The sequence below is a fragment of the Actinomadura parmotrematis genome (genome assembly GCF_019458805.1).
Taxonomy (GTDB): Bacteria; Actinomycetota; Actinomycetes; order Streptosporangiales; family Streptosporangiaceae; genus Spirillospora; species Spirillospora parmotrematis.
In genome coordinates this window covers 114,515-133,987 of the sequence record NZ_JAIBOA010000018.1, presented here as the reverse complement: position 1 = coordinate 133,987, position 19,473 = coordinate 114,515, and the positions used below count along the sequence as shown (strand labels likewise).

13 protein-coding genes are annotated in these 19,473 nt (G+C 75.4%); 9 read left to right on the top strand and 4 right to left on the bottom strand.

Annotated elements, in window-relative coordinates; genetic code table 11:
• The first annotated feature begins 19 nt into the window (after nt 1–19).
• On the top strand, nt 20–1,891 hold the full coding sequence (locus tag K1Y72_RS25810) for a sporulation protein (protein ID WP_220169048.1): 1,872 nt from the start codon (nt 20–22) through the stop codon (nt 1,889–1,891).
• A 425-nt stretch (nt 1,892–2,316) separates the two neighbouring features.
• Nucleotides 2,317–3,195, top strand: coding sequence for a hypothetical protein (locus K1Y72_RS25805; RefSeq protein ID WP_220169047.1), 879 nt, complete (start codon nt 2,317–2,319; stop codon nt 3,193–3,195).
• A 37-nt stretch (nt 3,196–3,232) separates the two neighbouring features.
• Here K1Y72_RS25805 and K1Y72_RS25800 read toward each other — a convergent pair whose 3' ends face one another.
• From K1Y72_RS25800 to K1Y72_RS25790, 3 genes are all read right to left on the bottom strand, one after another.
• Nucleotides 3,233–4,465, bottom strand: coding sequence for a hypothetical protein (locus K1Y72_RS25800; RefSeq protein WP_220169046.1), 1,233 nt, complete (start codon nt 4,463–4,465; stop codon nt 3,233–3,235).
• Nucleotides 4,466–5,107: 642 nt separating this feature from the next.
• A complete protein-coding gene (locus tag K1Y72_RS25795) occupies nt 5,108–6,001 on the bottom strand; it encodes a hypothetical protein (RefSeq protein ID WP_258573690.1) in 894 nt (297 codons plus the stop codon).
• A 94-nt stretch (nt 6,002–6,095) separates the two neighbouring features.
• On the bottom strand, nt 6,096–8,396 hold the full coding sequence (locus K1Y72_RS25790) for a SpoIIE family protein phosphatase (RefSeq protein ID WP_220169045.1): 2,301 nt from the start codon (nt 8,394–8,396) through the stop codon (nt 6,096–6,098).
• Nucleotides 8,397–8,692: 296 nt separating this feature from the next.
• Here K1Y72_RS25790 and K1Y72_RS25785 point away from each other — a divergent pair, with 296 nt between their 5' ends.
• From K1Y72_RS25785 to K1Y72_RS25755, 7 genes are all read left to right on the top strand, one after another.
• Nucleotides 8,693–11,875, top strand: a complete 3,183-nt coding sequence (locus K1Y72_RS25785; RefSeq protein WP_220169044.1) for a M14 family metallopeptidase — start codon at nt 8,693–8,695, stop codon at nt 11,873–11,875.
• A 996-nt stretch (nt 11,876–12,871) separates the two neighbouring features.
• Nucleotides 12,872–13,393, top strand: a complete 522-nt coding sequence (locus K1Y72_RS25780; RefSeq protein ID WP_372452997.1) for a sigma-70 family RNA polymerase sigma factor — start codon at nt 12,872–12,874, stop codon at nt 13,391–13,393.
• An 83-nt stretch (nt 13,394–13,476) separates the two neighbouring features.
• A complete protein-coding gene (locus K1Y72_RS25775; protein WP_220169043.1) occupies nt 13,477–13,860 on the top strand; it encodes an SSI family serine proteinase inhibitor in 384 nt (127 codons plus the stop codon).
• A gap of 99 nt (nt 13,861–13,959) precedes the next feature.
• The gene (locus tag K1Y72_RS25770) at nt 13,960–14,370 is read left to right on the top strand and encodes a CBS domain-containing protein (RefSeq protein WP_308287232.1); all 411 of its coding nucleotides are present in this window, start codon (nt 13,960–13,962) and stop codon (nt 14,368–14,370) included.
• Nucleotides 14,371–14,449: 79 nt separating this feature from the next.
• Nucleotides 14,450–15,175 carry an ANTAR domain-containing response regulator gene (locus K1Y72_RS25765; protein ID WP_308287231.1) on the top strand — a complete coding sequence of 242 codons (726 nt, stop codon included), beginning with the start codon at nt 14,450–14,452 and terminating at the stop codon, nt 15,173–15,175.
• A gap of 207 nt (nt 15,176–15,382) precedes the next feature.
• Nucleotides 15,383–17,293: a SpoIIE family protein phosphatase gene (locus K1Y72_RS25760; protein WP_220169041.1), complete on the top strand. Its 1,911-nt coding sequence runs from the start codon at nt 15,383–15,385 to the stop codon at nt 17,291–17,293.
• A 67-nt stretch (nt 17,294–17,360) separates the two neighbouring features.
• The gene (locus tag K1Y72_RS25755) at nt 17,361–17,954 is read left to right on the top strand and encodes a DUF6328 family protein (protein WP_220169040.1); all 594 of its coding nucleotides are present in this window, start codon (nt 17,361–17,363) and stop codon (nt 17,952–17,954) included.
• Nucleotides 17,955–18,010: 56 nt separating this feature from the next.
• Here K1Y72_RS25755 and proS read toward each other — a convergent pair whose 3' ends face one another.
• Nucleotides 18,011–19,462: a proline--tRNA ligase gene (gene proS, locus K1Y72_RS25750; protein WP_308287230.1), complete on the bottom strand. Its 1,452-nt coding sequence runs from the start codon at nt 19,460–19,462 to the stop codon at nt 18,011–18,013.
• Nucleotides 19,463–19,473 lie beyond the last annotated feature (11 nt).

The window sequence follows — 19,473 nt, the reverse complement described above, 5'->3', positions numbered from 1 at the left end:
CTGTGAGGGGGAACAGCCTGTGCCGTACGGGCAGCAGCCGGGGACGGGGCCGGTCGTGGACACCGTCCTGTCCGAGCCGAACCACCGCCCCGGCGGGGCGGTGGCCGGCAAGGTCCACCTGAGGGGCGGGCACCACCCGTCCGACATCCGGCACGTCACGATCGCGCTGATGCCGCTCATGACGCCGGGCGGCGGCGGCCCCGTCACCGGCCCGGAGATCTACCGCAGCGCGCTCACCCGCGCGTTCCGGCTGGAGCCGGGGCAGGAGCGGGCGCTGCCGTTCTCCATCCCGCTGCCCTACGAGCTGCCGTTCACGACCGTCCTCGGGCGCGAGCTGCCCGGCTTCACCATCGGGCTCTGCACCGAGGTCGACGTCAAGGGCGGCGCGGACCCCGGCGACGTCGACCCGATCTCGGTCGAGCCGCTCCAGTCGCAGCAGTGGGTGCTGGCGGCGATCGCGCGGCTGGGCTTCCAGATCGAGCACGTGACGTTCGAGCAGGCGAAGCTGCGCGGCGTCGCGCAGCAGCTCCCCTTCCACCAGGAGATCCACCTGGTGCCGCCGCCGGCGTACCAGGGGCGGCTGGAGCGGGTCGGGCTGAGCTTCGTGGCCGCGCCGGGGACGATGTCGTTCAAGCTGCGCGCCGCGGGGCGCGCCGCGCCGGACGACGACTTCGGCGCCTTCCGCTCGGGCCACGCGGAGTCCGCGGAGACGGACTGGCCCGGAAAGATCGGCACCTGGCTCGAAGCCGCCGCCCTCCTCCCGCCCGGCGCCTCGGGGCACGGCGCTTTCGGCAGCAGCGGCGGCACCGCGCCGGGAGGCCCCGGAGCAGGAGACCCCGGCGCCGGCATGCCCGGCCACGGTGAGGAACTGGTCGGCGGCCCGTACCCCGTCCCGCCTCCTCCGCCCCCGCCGGGCCCCGGCCGATATGGTGCCCACGCCGCCGCCGCGCAGGGCGGCCCGCCCAACGGCCACGACGACAGGCACGGCGGCGGGCACGACAGCCACGCCTTCCCTCCCCCGCCCCCGCACGGCCGCGAGGCCCCGGCGGGCTCCGCCTTCCCGCCGCCCCCGCCGCACGGCCGCGAGGCTCCCGCAGGCTCCGCCTTCCCGCCTCCGCCGCCCGGCACCCCGTCCGCCCCCGCGCAGGGCACGTTCCCCCCTCCCCCAGGCGCCCAGCCCGCCGCCGCCCACGGGGCCTATCCACCCCCGCCGGGAAACTTTGGAAACCCCGGCGGTGCGCCGTCCTTCCCTCCCGCGCCGGACGGCCGCCCTCCCTTCGACGGGCCTGGGGCGTTCCCACCGGCAGGCGGGCACAGCGCACCCCCTCCCGCCGGGCCGGGCGGCTTTCCGCCTCCTGGAACCGGCGGACCGGCACCGCACCCCGCCGGTCCCGCGCCCGGGCCGTACCCGCCGGCCGGAGCACCCGGTTCCGCGGGTCCAGGAGGTTTCCCGCCGCCTCCCGTGCCGGGTGCGGGCGGTCCCGGCGGACACCCGGCGGCGCCCGCGCCTCCCCCGTACATTCCGCCCGCCCCCGGCGGGCACGTTCCGCCCGGCGGCTACGCGCCGCCGCCCGCGCCAGGCCATTACGGCGGGCCCGCTCCGCTGCCGCCCGCCTACCACCCGGCGCCGCACCACCATCACGGGCATCACGCGGCCGCCTGGGGCGCCGCCGCGGCGGTGGGCGGCGTGGCCGCCGCGGGCATCGCCGGAGCGGCGGCGATCGGCGCGTCCGGATACCCGCTCGGCGACGCCGCGGCCGCCTACGCGGCCGGAGCCGCAGCCGGCGCCGTCGCCGACATGGCGGGCGGCGTCGCCGACCTCGCGGGAGGAGTCGCCGGCAACGTGGCCGGCGAGGTGCTCGGCGGCCTCCTGGACGGCCTCTTCGGCTGACCGCTCCCGCCGCCGGCCGATGGCGGCCCGCCGCCCATGACTGACCGGTCATCGAACGTCGAGATGCGGCGTGTTGGGCACTTTGAAGATCGAAAGTGCCCAACACGCCGCATCTCAACATCAGGTGGCCGGGTGGTCATCGCCGGCGGTGGAGCAGAGGACTGGACACACGAGAGCCGCGCAGCGCGCCGTCCGGCCGAGCGATCCCAGCGTTGGCGAGCGGTGCCGTCGTCGAGCGGCGCGTCCGAGGGCCGGCTCGGGGACGCTGCGGAGACCTGCGCGGTCGGCGCGGTGGGAGGGGTGCCGCTCGCGCGGCGGACCGGCCGAGCAATCCGGTTGTTTTCGGGCTGGATTCGCAGCCTTATCGGTTCGGAGGGCGAGGGATGGTTAGGGTCGGATGAGGAGCCCGCCCCCCGAGGAGCCCGATGACGACGACCGTGATCCTGTTCCTGATCTGCCTCGCGATCGGCGCGCGCGAGCTCTACCTCGCGTCCGACAAACGGCTGCCGCGGGCGCAGGCCGATCTGCGCGACCTGCGGGCCAAGGTCGCCGACCTCGCCAAGCGGCACGAGGCCCTCCAAGCGCAGGTCGCCGACACCGCCCCGGTCGTCGCGCCCGAGGCCGAGCCCGCGCGGCCGTCCCCCGAGACGCTGGAGCGGGTGGACGCGATCGCGGACCGGGTCGCCCGGCTGGAGAAGGACTTCGCCGCCCTGGCGTCCCGGCTGGAGGACCTCGACCTGGACCGCGACGCCCAGCACTCCCTCGCCCGCGCCCTGGACGCCGTGGAGCAGGACATCGGCGAGCTGCACGCCGAGATGCTCGACCGCCTCGACCGCCAGGAGGGCGTCGTCCCCGGCCTGCTGCTGAGCGAGGAGGGCGAGGCCGAGCCGCTGCTCGCCGAGGCGTTCGAGCGGTGCGCCGCCGAGTACGGGCTGCGCGTCCGGATCCGCGACCAGCGCAGCGCCAAGGCCCCCGGCGGGGCCTTCCGCGGCACCGCCTACCAGCTTTCGGGACGCCGCCCCGACGCGCTCGCCGAGGAGCTGTTCGCCTACGTGCGCGCCATGTACGACCCGCACGACCCGTCCGCGCTCAACGCGCTGCTGACGGAGATGGCGCACCTGGACGGCGGCTGCGTCGCGCGGATCGGCCCGTTCGCCGCCGTCCGCACCCCCGACGCCCTGCTCAGCGCCCTGCTGCCGCCCGACGTCGAGGCCGCCGGCGACCCGTGGGAGCTCGCCGCGCAGGTCCGCGAGCTGCCCGAGGAGGCGCAGTGCGACCTGTCCTGGCTGCGCGCCGGCGAATGACCGGCGGGCGGTCCCCGGTCTAGGGGCCGCCCGCCGGTCACACCCGGACGAAGCGCGGGGCCGTCACCTCCGTGCGGTCCACCGCGAACGCCAGGAGGCAGCGCGGGGTGCGGGCGGCGTCGATCTGCAGGCAGAGGCCGACGCCGAGCACCGGGTCGACGAACACCACCCGGCGCAGCGCGCGCAGCGCCCGCCGGGCGCGGACGCGGCTCGGCGGGCTCAGCGGATCGTCCAGCGTCGCGGTGACCACCCGCCCGGCGTGCCGCCACAGCGCGACCGAGTCGAGCACCCGGGCGCCCGCGGCGGACAGCTCCGCGACGATCACCACGCCGGTGTCGTCCTCCTCCGCCGAGCGCGGCTCGGGCACGCCGTCCTGCGGGGGTCGCGGGCCGCCGACGGCCCGGTGGTAGCGGAGCGGGTCGAGGGTGTCGATGACGAACGCCCCCGCGTAGGGGCGGGACGCGCGCGGATGCCCGGCCCGCGGGCCGCGCGGCGCGCCCGGGGCGCGGCGGGCGCTGAGGTCGAAGACCATGCCCATGCCGTCGGTCCAGACGGGCAGGCCGAGCTTGCGCCCGCCGGACCGGTCGAGGACGTCGCCGGCCCGCCACAGCTCGTCCGCGCGGCCCGACAGGGTGGACGCCATCCCGAGGCCCGGGAAGGCGCCTTCGAGGACCGCCAGGGTGGCCTGCCAGGTGGCGCCGCCGACGAACTCGTCGACGAAACCGTCGACGAGGGCCCGGCGGCGCTCGGGGTCCGCCATCGGGTCGGGGGGCGCCTCCTTCTGCTCGGGCCGCTCCTCGCGGCGCGGCGCCGCCGGACGCCCGGCCGCCGCCTCCGCGACGGGCAGCGCGGAGGGCGGTTCGGGCGGTCCGGCGGGCGGTCCGGCGGGTCGCTCGGCAGGCGGGCGCGGCGGCTCGTCGGTCTGCTCCTCACCCTTGCCGAGCCCGAGAACGTCGGAGATCCGCCACGAACGCCTGGGCTCGTCGGCATCCTTTGGCGGCGGTTCCTGGGGAGGAGCGCTGCGCTGCTGCGGTGCCGGCTGCTGCGGGATGTCCGGGCGGGTGGGCGCGGGAGCCGGGGGCGGCCCGCCCTCACGGACGGGCTGCACGGGCGGCTCGGCGGAGGGCGGCTTCGGCGGCAGGGGGTTGGCCCTCGCGCGCTGCAGATCGGGCGGCGGGGGCGGCGGCTGGTTGCGCGACCCGGGCAGGACGCGGCGCCAGCCCCGCGTCGGCGGCGGCGCGGGCGGAGGGCTTTGCGGGCCCTGCGGCATGGGCCGCGGACTCCACGGCGCCCCTTGCGGAGGCGGCGCGGACGCCCCACCTGAGGACGAGCCCTGCGGAACGCCCGGCTGCCCGCCCTGCCCGGTGCCTGGCGGTGGACCTGGCTGGCCCGGCTGCGCGGTGCCCGGCTGCGCACGCTGAGGCTCACCCAACGGCGGCCCTGAGGGCGGCCCTGGCCGTCCGCCCTGCGCGGTGCCCGGCTGCGCGCGCTGGGGCTCGCCAGGCGGCGGGCCTGGCGGCGGATTCTGCTGCCCGGCCGCCGGGGCGCCCTGCTCGGCGCGTTGGGGCTCGCCAGGCGGCGGGCTCCGGTGGCCCGGTGGCGGGGCGCCCTGTTGGGGGCCGGGGGGTGGGCCCGGGGGCGGCATGTCCGGGGCGGTGGACGGCGGCTGGACCGGTTCCCAGTCGGACGGCCGGGACGGCGCGCGGCCGGCCACCCGCTTGTCGCCCGGGTGCGGGACGGCGCGGGCGGCGTCGCCGGACGCGCCCCCGGCAGGGGCGGGGCCGGACGCGGCGGGGGCGCGGGCGCCGTCCGTGGGCTCGGGGTCGGGGCTCGGGCTGTCGCGGGAACCGAATCTCACGTCCTCGATCCTCCGATGCGAGGGGGAGCGACGGCAAGGTCGCAGGGCACGGGGTCAGGCGGCGCCCGTCCGGGGCATCCCGAACAGGGCCGTGCAGAGCGATTCGAGGCGGTCGGGCCCGTCGTCGGCGGCGAGCACGGTGAGGACGGGCGCGCCGCCGTCGGGGGCGTCGAGCCGCAGCCGCACCGACACCTCGCGGCGCATCTCCTCCTCGGTGCCCTGCGCGGCGGCGACGTCCTGCAGCCCGACCGACACCGTCTCGGGCAGGTCCACCACCACCGGCGTCTCCAGGGCGGCGAGCTGCTCCAGCCAGAGGTCGAGGACGCGGCGGGCGAGGCCGTTCAGCAGCCGCCCCCAGGGTTCGACGAGCGCGGGCGGGACGTTCTCGGTCTGCAGCTCGGGCAGCCCGAACCGGGCGAGGCCCTTGGTGGTGAACCAGAACCCGTGCGGTCCGGCGGTGTGCGGCAGCAGCATCCAGTCGGTCAGGCGGATCTCGCCGTCGGCGTTCGGCAGCGACCGCAGCAGCTCGTCCTGCGGCAGGATCCGCGGGGTGAAGACGTCGACGACGGGCGCGCCCGCGGCGGCGGCGACGGCGCCCGCGATCGCGCGGGTCGCCCACTCGTGCGCGGGCGGCCAGCCGGGCCGGTAGGCGGCGCGCACCGCCAGCAGGTGCGACGCCGCTTCCACCGCGGCGAGGTCGGCGGGCGGGGCCCCGTACTGGGTCAGCAGGCTCGCGGGCAGCGGCGGGAACCCGTCCGCGGGCCGCAGGTCCAGGGTGAGCATGGGACTGTCCAGCATGCTGACGACCAGGTCGCGCAGCGGCGGCGCGACGCGGGCCGTCACCTGCTCGCGCGCGAGCTCGCGCGGAGCCTCCGGCGGCTCGGCGAACGCGACGGCGTAGGTGCCGTCCAGCGCCTCCGGCACCGGCAGCGTCAGACTGTCTCCCAAGTTCTCGCCCCCGCTGGTTGCCGAACCCGACCGACATTACCGATCAGACCTGAAAATGACCTTGGCAGGGATCTGTCGGCGAAGGGACAGTTTCCTACCGACCGGCGGGGCCGGTTCCCGGGTCCGGCAGGGCGTGCTCGAACCAGACGACCTTGCCCCGGTCGGTCCGGTCGGTGCCCCACCGCTCGGCGAGGTGGCTGACCAGCTGCAGCCCGCGCCCCGACTCGTCGTGCGCGCCGGTCTGGCAGAGCCGCGGGAGCTCGGGCCCGTCGTCGTGGACCTCGCAGCGCAGCGTGCCCATCCGGACGAGCCGCATGCCGATCGCGCCGGCGCCGTGGACGAGGGCGTTGGTGACGAGCTCGCTGACGAGCAGCTGCACGGTGTCGGTGAGGTCGGCGAGGCCCCACGCGGCGAGCTGCGCGGCGGCCTGCGCGCGGGCGCGCGGCACCATGCTGGGGTCGGGTTCCAGCTGCCAGGAGGCCATGTCCCGCTGCGGGATGCCGTCGCAGCCGAGCAGCGCGAGGACGGCGTCGTCGGCCGGCTCGGCGGCGAGCGCGGCCAGCAGGCCGTCGCAGCTGTCCGCCAGGGGCCGCCGCTCCCCCGCCATCCGGGCGCGCAGCTCCTCCAGGCCGGTCTCGACGGCGCGGCCGCCGCCGGTCAGCAGCCCGTCGGTGCAGAGCGCGAGCCGCGACCCGTCGGCGACGGGGACCTCGACGGTGGCGTGGGACGCGCCGCCCGGCCCGCCCGCGCCGACGGGCGGGCCGACCGGCAGGTCGAGGACGCGGGCGCCGCCCTCGGGGGTGACCAGCACCGGCGGCAGGTGACCGGCCGACGCGAGCGCGCAGCAGCGGCCGATCGGGTCGTACACCGCGTACAGGCAGGTCGCGGCGTGCTCGCCGCCGAGCTCGGCGGCGATCTCGTCGAGCTGGGCGAGCATCCGGCCGGGCGGCGGGTCGAGCCGCGCCAGGGTGCGGAACGCCGCGCGGAGCCGCCCCATGGCGGCGGCGGCGGCGAGGCCCGGGCCGAGGACGTCGCCGACCAGCACGCCGACGCGGCCGCCGGGCAGCGCGATCGCGTCGTACCAGTCGCCGCCGCTCCGCTCGGCGACGGCGGCGGGCCGGTAGCGCAGGCAGACCTCGGCGCCCGCGACGGCGGGCGGCGCGTCCGGCAGCAGGGCGCGCTGCAGGTCGCGGACGGTCCGCGCCTCGCGGTCGCGGAGCCGCGCCTCGTCGAGGGCGAGCGCGGCGTGGCGGGCGAGCCCGCCGGCGAGCGCCAGGTCGGTGTCGTCGAACGCGGCCGCCTCGGCGCCGCGCCACAGCTCGACGGTGCCGAGGGTGCGGCCGTGCGCCGTCAGCGGCACGACGGCGGGCCCGTCGGCGGCGGTACCGCGGTGCGCGCGGCCGGTCGCGAGGACGGCGGCGACCTGCCCGTTCGGCCCGCCGCCGGGCACCTCGCCGGCGTGCGCGACGCGCTCGGCGACGCCGGCGGTGACGAGCCGGACGCCGGCGGCGTCGGCGACGTCGGGGACGAGCGCCTCGGCGAGCGCCCGGGGGACGTCGGCGGCGGTGTCGATGCGCGCGGCGGCCTCGGCCAGGCGGGCGAACCGGTCCGCCGCGGCCCGGGCCTCCGGTCTGTGGCGGCGGCGCGGCGCGGGCGGCGCGGCGGGCGCCGGCCGGAGCCGGACGGCCCGCGCGGCGCCCCCGGTGTGCGGGACGACGGGGAGCCGGACGGTCGCGGCGAGGTCGACGGCCGGGTGGCCGAGCTCCAGCGCCCGGGTGAGGAGCGGCTCGGCGGGCAGCCCGACGAGCGGGAGCAGCTCGGCGAGGCGGGCGCCGGTGCGGCCGCCGTCGCCGCCGCCGGGGGCGAGCACCGGCGTGACCGCCAGGTGCCGCAGCGCGCCGGCGGGCGCGGTGAAGGTGAGGTCGTCCAGGCCGAGGTCGAGGCCGCCGTCGCGGAAGCGGGCGAGGTCCATCGCGAAGGCCAGCAGGCGGACGCCGCCGGTGCCGGCCGCGTCGCCGTCCGGGCGGCCGACCGGATAGGCCCACCAGGCGATCTCGACGGGCGCGCCGGTGTCGGCGCGCGGCACCGCGCAGGTGCCGCAGGCCGCCGCGCCCGGCTCCATGATCGGCCGGTAGGGCGTCGGGAGCCGCAGCAGCGAGCCGACGGCGCGGCCGACCGCGGTGCCGGGCCGCACGCCGAACAGCTCGTCGGCGGTGCGGCTCCAGTGGCTGACGCGGCCGTGCCCGTTGAGCGCGACCACGGCGAGCCGGGCGACGCCGAGCAGGTGCCGGCCGAGCAGGTAGGGCGCCCGGGCTCCGCCCGGATCGTCCTCGGCTGCTGCTGAGATGTTGCGCGCCTCGGTGGGCCTTCGGTCGTTCCCCCCCGGCGACGCCATCGACTGTCCTTGAGCGATGACCACGCGGACCCCTCCATCGGGCGGGCCGCCCTTAACGTTCGCGGCAACCCGCAGTAAAGAGGACGTTACCTCTGGTGACCCCGGCGGCGCTGGCGGTCCGCGGAACTCGGCCGGGCGAAACGGGGCGTCCGTCCCGACTCCTGATACCCCTTTCCGGTGCACAACGCCCCGTGATTGACCGGATGCGGCAACGGCACATGACGGCGCATTGACACCTTTGTCCGTCCAACGGACGATCGCGCCACCCCCATCTTGATCGACGCCAGGGAGGCGCGATGACGCGCATGTTTTTCCGGCGCTTTACCTTCCAGTGGCCGCCGGGCGGCCGCCGGACGACCTCGATCCTGGCCGCGGCCGCGCTCCTCACCGGAACGCTCGCGGCGACGACCCCGAGCGCGAGCGCCAGTCCGAAGCCCGCCGCCCCCGGGCCCGCCGTCGACGTCTACCAGGGCGACCTGACGAGCGACCAGATCAGGCTGCTGAACAACGCGGGCGTGGACCGCGACGACGTCACCCTCACCAAGGGCGCGAAGGCCGGCACGACGCACGTCGTGGCGGTGCTGAGCGGCGACCAGGCCGCCCGGCTCGGCCGCGCGGGCGTCCGGCTGGAGGTGCGCAAGGTCGACGGCAAGAACGTCGCCGCGCGCGCCAAGGCGGCGCCCGAGAAAGTGTTCCGGCCCTACAGCGGCGCCGGCAACATCCGCGAGGAGATCGTCGAGCTGGCCGCCGAGCACCCCGACATCGCGCAGGCGGTCGACATCGGCAAGGCCGTGTCCGGGCAGCCGATCACCGCGATCCGGGTGAGCAAGGACGTCCGGCACCTGAAGGACGGCCGCCGGCCCGCGGTCGTCTACCAGGCCGCCCAGCACGCCCGCGAGTGGATCACCCCCGAGATGATCCGCCGGCTGCTGCACCACGACGTCGAGAACTACGGCACGGACGCCGCCGTCACCAAGCTCGTCGACACCACCGACCTGTGGTTCATCCCGGTCGTGAACGTCGACGGCTACGACCTGACGTTCCAGCCCGACTTCCGGCTGTGGCGCAAGAACGTCCGCGACAACAACGGCGACGGGCAGATCACCGGCGCCGACGGCGTCGACCTGAACCGCAACTTCCCCTACAAGTGGGGCTACGACAACGAGGGCTCCACCGACCAGCCGAGCGGCGAGACCTACCGCGGCCCGTCGCCCGAGTCCGAGCCCGAGACCAAGGCGCAGGACGCCCTGTACAAGCGGCTGCGGCCGAAGTACGTCCTCAACTACCACTCGGCGGCCGAGCTCCTGCTGCACGGCGTCGGCTGGCAGACCCTCACCCGCAGCCCCGACGACGCCCTGTACGACGCGCTCCTCGGCGACATCGACCACCCGGCGGTGCCCGGCTACACGCCCGAGCTCGGCGCGCAGCTCTACACCACCAACGGCGACACCGACGGGCAGCTCGACCACTACTACGGCTCGCTGTCGATCACGCCGGAGATGGCGACCTGCACCACCGCCTCGCGCGAGGACCCCGACGACCAGTGGGATCCCGCCGACTGCGGCAGCGACTTCGAGTTCCCCGACGACGAGGCGCTGATCGCCCGGGAGTTCCAGAAGAACCTGCCGCTCGCGATGGCCGTCGGGCAGTCCGCGACGCACCCCGACCGGCCGACGTCGCCGGTCGGCCGCACCGCGCCCGACTTCGAGCCCGACCCGTTCACCACCTCCTACGGCTCGTCCCAGGAGGTCGCGTCGGTGATCCGGCGGGCCGTGCCCGCCAAGCGCGTCAACTACCGCGTCAACGGGGGCCGCACCCGCACCGCGGGCGTCTCCGAATGGCGCGGCGGCGAGCGCTACGGCCGCGACAACAGGATCTACTACGGCGAGTACCGCGCCAGGATCAGCGGGCAGCGGCCCGGCGACAAGGTCGAGGTGTGGTTCAGCGGCGGCTCGGGCGGCAAGGCCGTGCAGAGCGCGCACTGGACGTACACCGTCCGCGACCAGAAACGCGCCGACGTCCTGGTCGTGGCGGACGAGGACTACAAGGGCGTGAACCCGACCTACCCGGCCGGGACGGCGGCGCCCCGCTACGGCGCGCAGTACGCCGGCCTGGTCAACGCCAGCGGGCACCGCGCGCTGGTGTGGGACATCGACAAGGACGGCGTCCCGCACGACCTCGGCGTCCTCAAGCACTTCAAGGCCGTGGTCTGGGAGCTCGGCGACAACCGGCTCACCCAGGACGCCGCCGACGAGCCGCTGCACACCGTCATCGGCGACTACCCCGACTCGCAGGTCGCCGACCGCGCCAAGGACCTCGTGCTTCAGGTGCGCTCGTACCTGAACGAGGGCGGCAAGCTGCTCAACACCGGTGAGACCACCGGGTACAACGGGCCGCTCGCGCAGGCCAACGGCGGCGGCATCTACTACGGCCTGAAGGGCCACCCCGAGAAGCCCTGCGTGATCACCACGAGCTTCCGGGACGACTGCGAGCTGCTGTCGGACGACTTCCTGCAGTACTACCTCGGCGCCTACGACCGGCAGATCGTCGGGAACCCGACCGGGTTCGCCGGGGCCGGCAAGCCGTTCGGGAGCACCACCGCCGACCTGGCGGGCACCGCCACCAACCCCGTCAACGAGGCGGGCGGCTTCCAGGTGACCTCGACGGTGCTGCCGCCGTCGCAGTACCCGCAGTTCAGGAGCTGGAAGTCGGGCGACTACCTCGGCCGGACCGGGCCGTACGAGCCCGCCGAGGGCTCCTGGTACGTCGCCGGCACCCACCAGGACAGCCTGTACCGGCGCCTCACCCGCACCGTGGACCTGTCGTCGGTCACCGCCGCGCAGGCCCCGGCGCTGCAGGCGCAGCTGTCCTACAGCACCGAGACCGGCTACGACCACGTGATCGTCGAGGCGCACACGGCCGGCGCCGACGACTGGACGACGCTGCCGGACAAGAACGGCCGCACCACCACCCGCGTCCCGGCGGACTGCGAGCAGGGCTTCCTCACCGACATGCACCCGTTCCTGCTGCACTACCTGACGCAGGCCAACCCCTGCGGCAACACCGGGTCCACCGGCGCGTGGAACTCCTTCACCGGCAACTCCAACGGCTGGGTGCCGGCGGCGTTCGACCTGTCGGCGTACGCGGGCAAGAAGGTGGAGGTGTCGATCTCCTACGTGAGCGACCCGTTCACCGGCGGCGCCGGGCTGTTCATCGACGACACCAAGGTCACCACCACCGGCGGCACGCTGGACGCCGAGGGCTTCGAGACGGGCCTCGGCCCGTGGGCGATCCAGGGCGCCCCGGCGGGCAGCCCCGGCAACACCTCGGAGTTCGTCCGCTCGCAGGCCGTGATCGACACGGTCGCGGCGGTGTCCACCAAGGACAGCGTGCTGCTCGGCTTCGGCATCGAGCAGGCGAAGACCACGGCGCAGCAGCGCGATCTCGTGGCCCGCTCGCTGCGCTACCTGATCGGCTGACCCGAGGGCGGGCCGCCCCCGGCGGCCCGCCCCGCGCGGCCCCTTTCCCCTCCGCACGACCCGGACGACCGGACGCCCCCAGCGTCCGGCCGTCCGGCCGTCCGGCCGTGACACGGGGTACGCGAGGCGGGCGGCGGGAAGATTTCCGGGGTGCGCTTGGTCCGGCGCTTTAGGGCATTGCCCGGTGGCGCCGGTGCGTTTACCCGGGGTTTGTGAGCGAGGTCACGCAACTCCGTGTACCGTTCCAGGCGTCTTACCTAACGAGAGCGCCACCGAAGAGTGGTCGCGCCCGATTCAGCGGGCCCGCGACGTCCCGGCGAACGGGGTCGCCCTGGCCACCGCGGATGCGCGCCACCCCCTCCGCCCGGCTCACCCGCCACGCGCAGCCGGCTCCGGAGCCCGGCCGAGCCTTATGTCCGATTACAGGCGAACCCGGTGGGAACGGTGGGCGTACCGCCAAGGGGGGCGGCTGTCCGCCCGGCCCGCGCGTGTCCCCGGCACGCGCCCGCCAGTCGACCATGACCAAGGGGGAGCGAAATGGCCACTGCAGCGACCACGCCGGAGATCCAGGTGCCCGCCGGCCGGAGCACCGCGGACGGGCGCGACACCCGTCGCCCCCTCCGTGACGCCGCCCGGCCCGCCGACGCGCACCGTGACATCCGCCCCGACGACACCCGCCCCGACGCCCGCCACGACGCCCGCCACGACGGCGTCCGCACCGAGATGCGCACCGAGATGCGCACCGAGATGCGCACCGAGATGCGCACCGAGATGCGCACCGAGATGCGCACCGAGATGCGCACCGAGATGCGCACCGAGATGCGCACCGAGATGCGCACCGAGATCCGCGACGCGCGCCCCGGCGAACGGCGCCGGGACGTCGCGCAGGTGCCCGCCCAGGCCGGCGACGGCATCGACGGCCGCGACGCGCAGGGCCTCGACGCGCAGGGCGGTGCCGCGCACGGCGGCGGCAGCGCCGAGCGCTACGAGCGGGACGTGCTGCCGCTCGCCACGCCGCTGTACGCGAGCGCCGTGCGGATGACCCGCAACCCCGCCGACGCCGAGGACCTGGTGCAGGAGACGCTGGCCAAGGCCTACGTCAACTTCCACCAGTTCAAGGAGGGCACCAACCTCAAGGCGTGGCTGCACCGCATCCTCACCAACAACTTCATCAACACCTACCGCAAGAAGCAGCGCGAGCCGCAGCGGGCGGGGTCGGAGGAGCTGGAGGAGTGGCAGATCGCGCAGGCCGAGGCGCACGCGGCCGGGTTCCGCTCGGCCGAGCACGAGGCGCTGGACCGCATCCCCGACCAGGCGGTGGTGGCCGCGCTGCGAGCGCTGCCCGCCGACTTCCGGGACGCCGTCTATCTCGCCGACGTGGAGGGCTACGCCTACAAGGAGATCGCCGAGATGATGGGCACGCCCATCGGCACGGTGATGTCGCGCCTGCACCGGGGCCGCAAGCAGCTCCGGGAGGCGCTGGCCGGCCACGACCGGGCCGCTGCGCTCGCCGCATGACCCCAGTGTCGCCGCCGAACGTCGGGCACTTTAAGTAGCGGCACGGATACATTGGGCGACACCCTGGGTTCCGATCATCGGGAGTGTCCGTGCCGCACCTCGTCGCCTCCGTCCTCGCGAGCGCCGCGCTCGCCTTCCTGCCCACCCCGCCGCCGGCCGCCCCGCGGACCGAGGTCCGGCTGGCGCTGACGCGTCCCGGTGACCACATCTCCGCGGCCCGCTCGGTCGTGCTGCGCTGCGACCCGCCCGCCGGGGAGCACCCCCGCAAGGAGGACGCCTGCCGGGAGCTGGAGCAGCGGCGCGGCAGGGCCGAGGCGCCGGCGAAGGACGTCGTCTGCACCCGCGAGTACGCGCCCGTCGTCGCCGACGCCTCCGGCATGTGGCGCGGATCCCCGGTCGCCTTCCACGCCCGCTACGCCAACAGCTGCGAGCTGAGCGCCCGGACCGGCGCGCTGTTCGCGTTTTGAGCGCGCGTTCCGCATAGCCCGGCCGCGCGCGGGTACGGGCGCGCCGGGGAGCGGCGGCGATCTCCGAGGATGGGAGTTGTGCAGGCTATGTCACGGAGAGTGAGCGACGTCATGACCGCCGGCCCGCAGTCCCTCCCGCTGAGCGCCACGCTGTCCGAGGCCGCCCGCGTCATGCGCGACGAGGGCGTCGGCGACGTGCTGGTCACCTACGCCGGGCGGCTCTGCGGCATGGTCACCGACCGCGACATCGTGGTCCGGGCGGTCGCCGAGCGGCGCGATACCGCCCTCACCCCGCTCGGCGAGATCTGCACCGCCGACCTCGTCACCGTCGGCCCCGACGACGACACCGACACCGCGGTCCGGCTGATGCGCGAGCGGGCCGTGCGCCGCCTGCCCGTGGTGGACGGCGCGCACCGGCCCGTCGGCATCGTCACGATCGGCGACCTGGCGCTCACGGCGGACGCCGCGCCCCTCCTCGCGGAGATCGCCAAGGCGCCCCCGAGCGCCTGAGCCCGCTCCCGGCGAGGAGAGACGAGCGCGACTCCGGGGGCAGTGCGAAACGTCCGACCCACAGGATACGGTCGAAGCCGTGCCGACCACCGATGCCGTTCTCACCGACCAGCTCGCGCTGGAGATCGCCCATCTCGGGATGGTGGGCGAGTCCTCCGACATCGGCACGCTGCACCGCGTCACCGAGCTCGCCACCCGCGCGGTCCCGGGCGCGGCGGGCGCCTCCAGCGTCCGCTGGTCGCTCGGCGACGGCGGCGAGCGGCCCGAGCCGCTCGCCTCGGCGGCGAGCCATCCCGACCTCGCCGAGGCCGTCGACCGGCAGCTGGCCCGCGGCACCGGCCCGATCTTCGAGGTGGTGCAGGAGCGCCGCGCCCTCAGCTCCGACGACATCCTGGCCGAGGCCCGCTGGCCGGAGGCGATGGCCGACCTGCTCCGCCGCGGGGTGCGCAGCTTCGCCACCACCCCGCACCTGAACGAGCCCGTCCTCGTCACCCTCACCCTGTACGGGGTGACGCCGCGGGCGCTGCTGCCGGGGCAGCAGGCCCTCGCCGCGCTGCTCGTCGCGCAGGGCACCGCGGCGGTGTCCAACTCCCTGCAGTACGGCCAGGTGCACCGGACGGCCGTGCAGCTCCAGGAGGCCGTGGAGTCGCGGGCGATCGTCGACCAGGCCAAGGGCATCCTCATGCACTCGCTCGGCTGCGACGCCGACCAGGCGTTCGCCGAGATGCGCCGGATCTCCCAGACCCGGCACGTGAAGCTGACGGCGCTCGCGCAGCGCATCGTCGGTGATCAGGGGCTGCTCTGACGTCCCCGCCGCCCCGCCCGACGCGTCCGCAACATCCGAACTAGGCCCTATGCGCCGTTGGGGAATAGGCTGCGCTCGGCGATCCCGCCGGACCGCCTCCCCCGACCGCCTACCCTGTCCACAAGCCCTGCCGGGCGGCCCGCGACCCGTCCCCTCCCGTGGTCCCGCCCCGCCGTGCCCGCTCGAAGAACCCAAGGGGGAGCCTCGATGCCCGATCAGCTCGAACCTGAGACGATCCTGCGCGAGATCTCCGAGCTGGAGGGCCGGATCGGCGAGCTGCGCGAGGCCGCCGGGATGCCGGCCGCCGACACCCGCGCGACGCTGGACGCGGCGCTGGAGGAGCTGGAGTTCGCGCTCACCGCGCTCCGCGCCGTCGGCAACGGCCAGGGCGGCGCGGGCGGCGGCGCGGCGGCGGCCGAGTCCGAGCGGCGGGTGCTGCGCGCGGTGTTCTCCGACGCGCCGGTCCCGATGTTCGTGCTGGACCGCGACACCAGCGTCCGCCGGGTGAACAAGCAGGCCGCGGCGCTGCTCGGCACCTCCTCGGGCTACGTGTCGGGCAAGCAGTTCACCGCGTTCTGCGACCTGCCGTCGCGGGCGGCGCTCCGCTCGCAGCTCGCGTCGGTGGTGCGGACCGGCAAGCGGCGCCGGGTGCCGGTGCGGTTCCTCGGCCGCGAGCGCCCGATCGACGCGGTGGTGACGCTCACCCGGGTGTGGATCCCCGGCGAGCCCGACCCGATGGTGATCGCCGTCGCGGGCCCGACGACCACCCCGACCGACGACGCCGGCGACCGCGCCGAGCGGGCCGCGCCGGTCGACGACGAGGCCGTCGCGGCGCTGGTGCACCGCATGGACGTGCTCGCCACCGCGAGCGAGCTGCTGCTCGACGAGCCGGTGTTCAACGAGACCGTCGCGGTGCGGCGCTGCGCCCGGCTGCTCGCCGCCGAGCTGGCCGACTGGGCGCTGATCGACATCACCGTGCCCGAGCCGGGCGCGCCCGGCGCCGCCGCGCGCACGCTGCGCCGCCAGGTGGTGATGGGCGCCGCCGAGGACGAGCGCACGCACGAGGCGGCGCGCGTCCTGGAGACCCTCGACCCGGCCGCCGGAACGCTCCCCCACACCGTCTACACGACGCGGCAGAGCGCCCTGCGGCCGAACGTGGAGGACCTGAAGCTCCTCGGCACCTGCCCGGACGGCCGCCCGGTGCTCTCCCTGATCGGCGCGACCTCGGTCCTCTGCGTGCCGATCGAGGACGGCGACCGCTGCATCGGCGCGATCACGCTGGCGGGCAGCGGCGAGCACGGCCCGTTCGACCTGCGGGACCTGTCGGTCGTGCAGCGCCTCGGCCGCTACCTGGCGCTGGTGATCCGCGCGTCCCGGCTGTACCGGCGGCGCGCCGAGGTCGCCGACACCCTCCAGGCGAGCCTGCTGCCGAAGAGCCTGCCGCAGATCCCCGGCGTCGACCTGGCGGCCCGCTACCTGGCCGCCACGCACGGCGCCGAGGTCGGCGGCGACTTCTACGACGTGTTCCCGACGCCGGGCGGCTGGGGCCTCGTCCTCGGCGACGTGTGCGGCAAGGGCGAGGACGCGGCGGCGGTCACCTCCACCGCGCGGCACGGGGTGCGCCTCGTGTCGCGGTGGAAGGACGCGCCCGCCGACGTGCTGGCCATGGTCAACGAGTCGCTGCTCGACCAGGACCGGTTCGTGACGGCGGTCATGGCGGCCCTCGCGGTCCGCGAGGACGGCGTCACGGTGCGGCTCGGCATCGCCGGGCACCCGCCGGCGATCGTGATCCGCGCCGACGGGGTGATCAGGACGGCCTCGCGCGGCGGCGTCCCGCTCGGCCTGTTCGAGGACTTCGAGGCGGGTCTCGACAGCATCGAGCTCGGCCCCGGCGACACGCTGTTCCTGCACTCGGACGGGGTGCTGGAGGCGTGCGACCTCACCCGGCAGGAGTTCGGCCAGGAGCGGCTGCTGGAGGCGCTCGCCGGCAACGCCGGCGGTCCCGTGCAGGGCATGCTGGACGCGGTCGAGCGGGTGCTGCTGGAGTTCTCCGACGGCGACCTGCGCGACGACGTGTCGATGCTGGCGCTGCGCGTCCGGCCGCCGTCGCTGAACTGACGCCGTCCGCGGAGAGAACGCCAGGTGAGCGGTGCATTAACTACATTTGTCGGGGTAAGCCCGGCGCATGGCGAACAGTGAACGGCCCAAGCGCGACGAGACCGAGCACGAGCGGCTCGACCGGCAGCTCATCGAGCTCCTGCAAGGGTTCCGCGTGGCGGTCACCGGCGTGCAGGTCCTGTTCGCCTTCCTGCTGACCGTCCCCTACGCGGCCCGCTTCCACGAGGTCGACGGCGTCGGCAAGTGGCTGTTCTACGTGGCGCTGTTCGCCGCCGCGCTCGCCTCGATCTGCTTCATCGCCCCGGTGATCCAGCACCGGATCCTGTTCCAGGCCGGGCAGAAGGCGCTGCTGATCCGGCGCGCCAACCGGTTCGGCATCGTCGCCGCGGTCGGGCTGGCGGTGTCGATCACCGCCTCCACCACGCTGATCATCGAGTCGCTGACCAACGGCTGGGCGGCCTGGGCGACCGTCCTCGTGATCGGCCTGCTGACGTCCTGGGTGTGGTTCGTGCAGCCGGTGCTGACGCGCCGCGCCGCCGACCGGCACCCCGAGCGCCGCGACGGCGAGGTCGCCGCGGGCGAGCGGCGGACCATGCGCGACGCCGCCGAGCAGGAGAAGGCCGACGACCTGGACGAGGCCGCCGGGCCGCGCAAGAACTGACCGCACGCGACGAGGCCGCCCGCCCCTGACTCCGGGACGGGCGGCCTCGTCGCGTCCTAGTACGCCTTGCCGAAGATCACGCGCTTGCCGTAGGCGGACGGCTGCCCGCACTTGACGCAGGCGCCGGACTCCTGCGGCGCGTCCAGCGGGATGCAGCGCGGCGTCGCGGCCGTCTCGGCCTTGATCTCGTCCTCGCACGCGGTGCGGCCGCAGTGGAACGCGCGCGCCCAGCCGCCCGCGACCTGCGCGGCGAACGCGTCCCAGGTGTCGACGTCGGCGGTGTGCTCCTCGCGGAACGCCTCCGCGCGGTCGTAGAGGAACCGCTGGAACTCGGCGAGGATGCCGGGCAGCAGCTCGGGCAGCTTGTCGAGCGGGATCTGCTCCTTGCCCTGGCCCTCGACGGTCGGCAGCCGGCGGGCGAGCGTCGCGACGCCGTTGTCGATGTCGCGCTTGCCGAGCTCGATGCGGACCGGGACGCCGCGCAGCTCCCACTCGTTGAACTTGAAGCCGGGCGAGAGCTGCGGCCGGTTGTCGTCGACGTGCACGCGGATGCCCATCGACCGGATCGCCTGGCCGAGGCGGCGCGCCTCCGCGGCGGCCTCCTCGCCCTGCTCCTTGCGGCCGATCGGGACGATGACGACCTGGTAGGGCGCCAGCCGCGGCGGCAGCACCAGGCCCTTGTCGTCGCCGTGCGTCATGATCACGCCGCCGATCATGCGGGTGCTCATGCCCCAGGACGTGGTGTGGGCGAGCGTCAGCCTGCCCGCCTCGTCCTGGTACTGGATCTCGAACGCCTTGGCGAAGTTGGTGCCGAGGTAGTGCGACGTGCCGGCCTGCAGCGCGCGGCCGTCGCGCATCATCGCCTCGATCGTGTACGTGCGGACGGCGCCGGCGAACCGCTCGCCCGGCGTCTTCTCGCCCGGCACGACGGGCATCGCGGCGAGGTCGCGGGCGACGGCGGCGTAGGCGTCCTGGAGCGCCCACATCGTCTCGCGCATCGCGTCGGCCTCGTCCAGGTGGGCGGTGTGGCCCTCCTGCCAGAGGAACTCGGTGGTGCGCAGGAACATGCGGGGCCGCATCTCCCAGCGGACCACGTTGGCCCACTGGTTCAGCAGCAGCGGCAGGTCGCGGTGCGAGTCGATCCACTTGGCCATGTACTCGCCGATGACCGTCTCGGAGGTCGGCCGCACGACGAGCGGCTCCTCCAGCTCCTTGCCGCCGGCGATGGTGACGACGGCGAGCTCCGGCGAGAAGCCCTCGACGTGCTCGGCCTCGCGCTTCAGGTAGGACTCCGGGATGAACATCGGGAAGCAGGCGTTGTCGTGCCCGGCCTCCTTGATGCGCCGGTCCAGGTCGGCCTGGAGCAGCTCCCAGATCCGGTACCCGTACGGGCGGATGACCATCGTGCCCCGCACCGGTCCACGGTCCACCAGCTGGGACTGGATCACCAGCTCGTTGTACCAGGCGGAGAAATCCTCGCTCTGCGGCGTCACACCTTCTCGACTCACGCACACGAGGG

What these genes read in the sequence shown, in the direction of transcription:
- K1Y72_RS25805 (WP_220169047.1), top strand. Translation starts at nt 2,317, where the DNA reads ATGACGACGACCGTGATCCTGTTCCTGATCTGCCTCGCGATCGGCGCG.
- K1Y72_RS25800 (WP_220169046.1), bottom strand. Translation starts at nt 4,465, where the DNA reads ATGCCGCAGGGCCCGCAAAGCCCTCCGCCCGCGCCGCCGCCGACGCGG.
- K1Y72_RS25790 (WP_220169045.1), bottom strand. Translation starts at nt 8,396, where the DNA reads ATGGCGTCGCCGGGGGGGAACGACCGAAGGCCCACCGAGGCGCGCAAC.
- K1Y72_RS25785 (WP_220169044.1), top strand. Translation starts at nt 8,693, where the DNA reads ATGACGCGCATGTTTTTCCGGCGCTTTACCTTCCAGTGGCCGCCGGGC.
- K1Y72_RS25760 (WP_220169041.1), top strand. Translation starts at nt 15,383, where the DNA reads ATGCCCGATCAGCTCGAACCTGAGACGATCCTGCGCGAGATCTCCGAG.
- K1Y72_RS25755 (WP_220169040.1), top strand. Translation starts at nt 17,361, where the DNA reads ATGGCGAACAGTGAACGGCCCAAGCGCGACGAGACCGAGCACGAGCGG.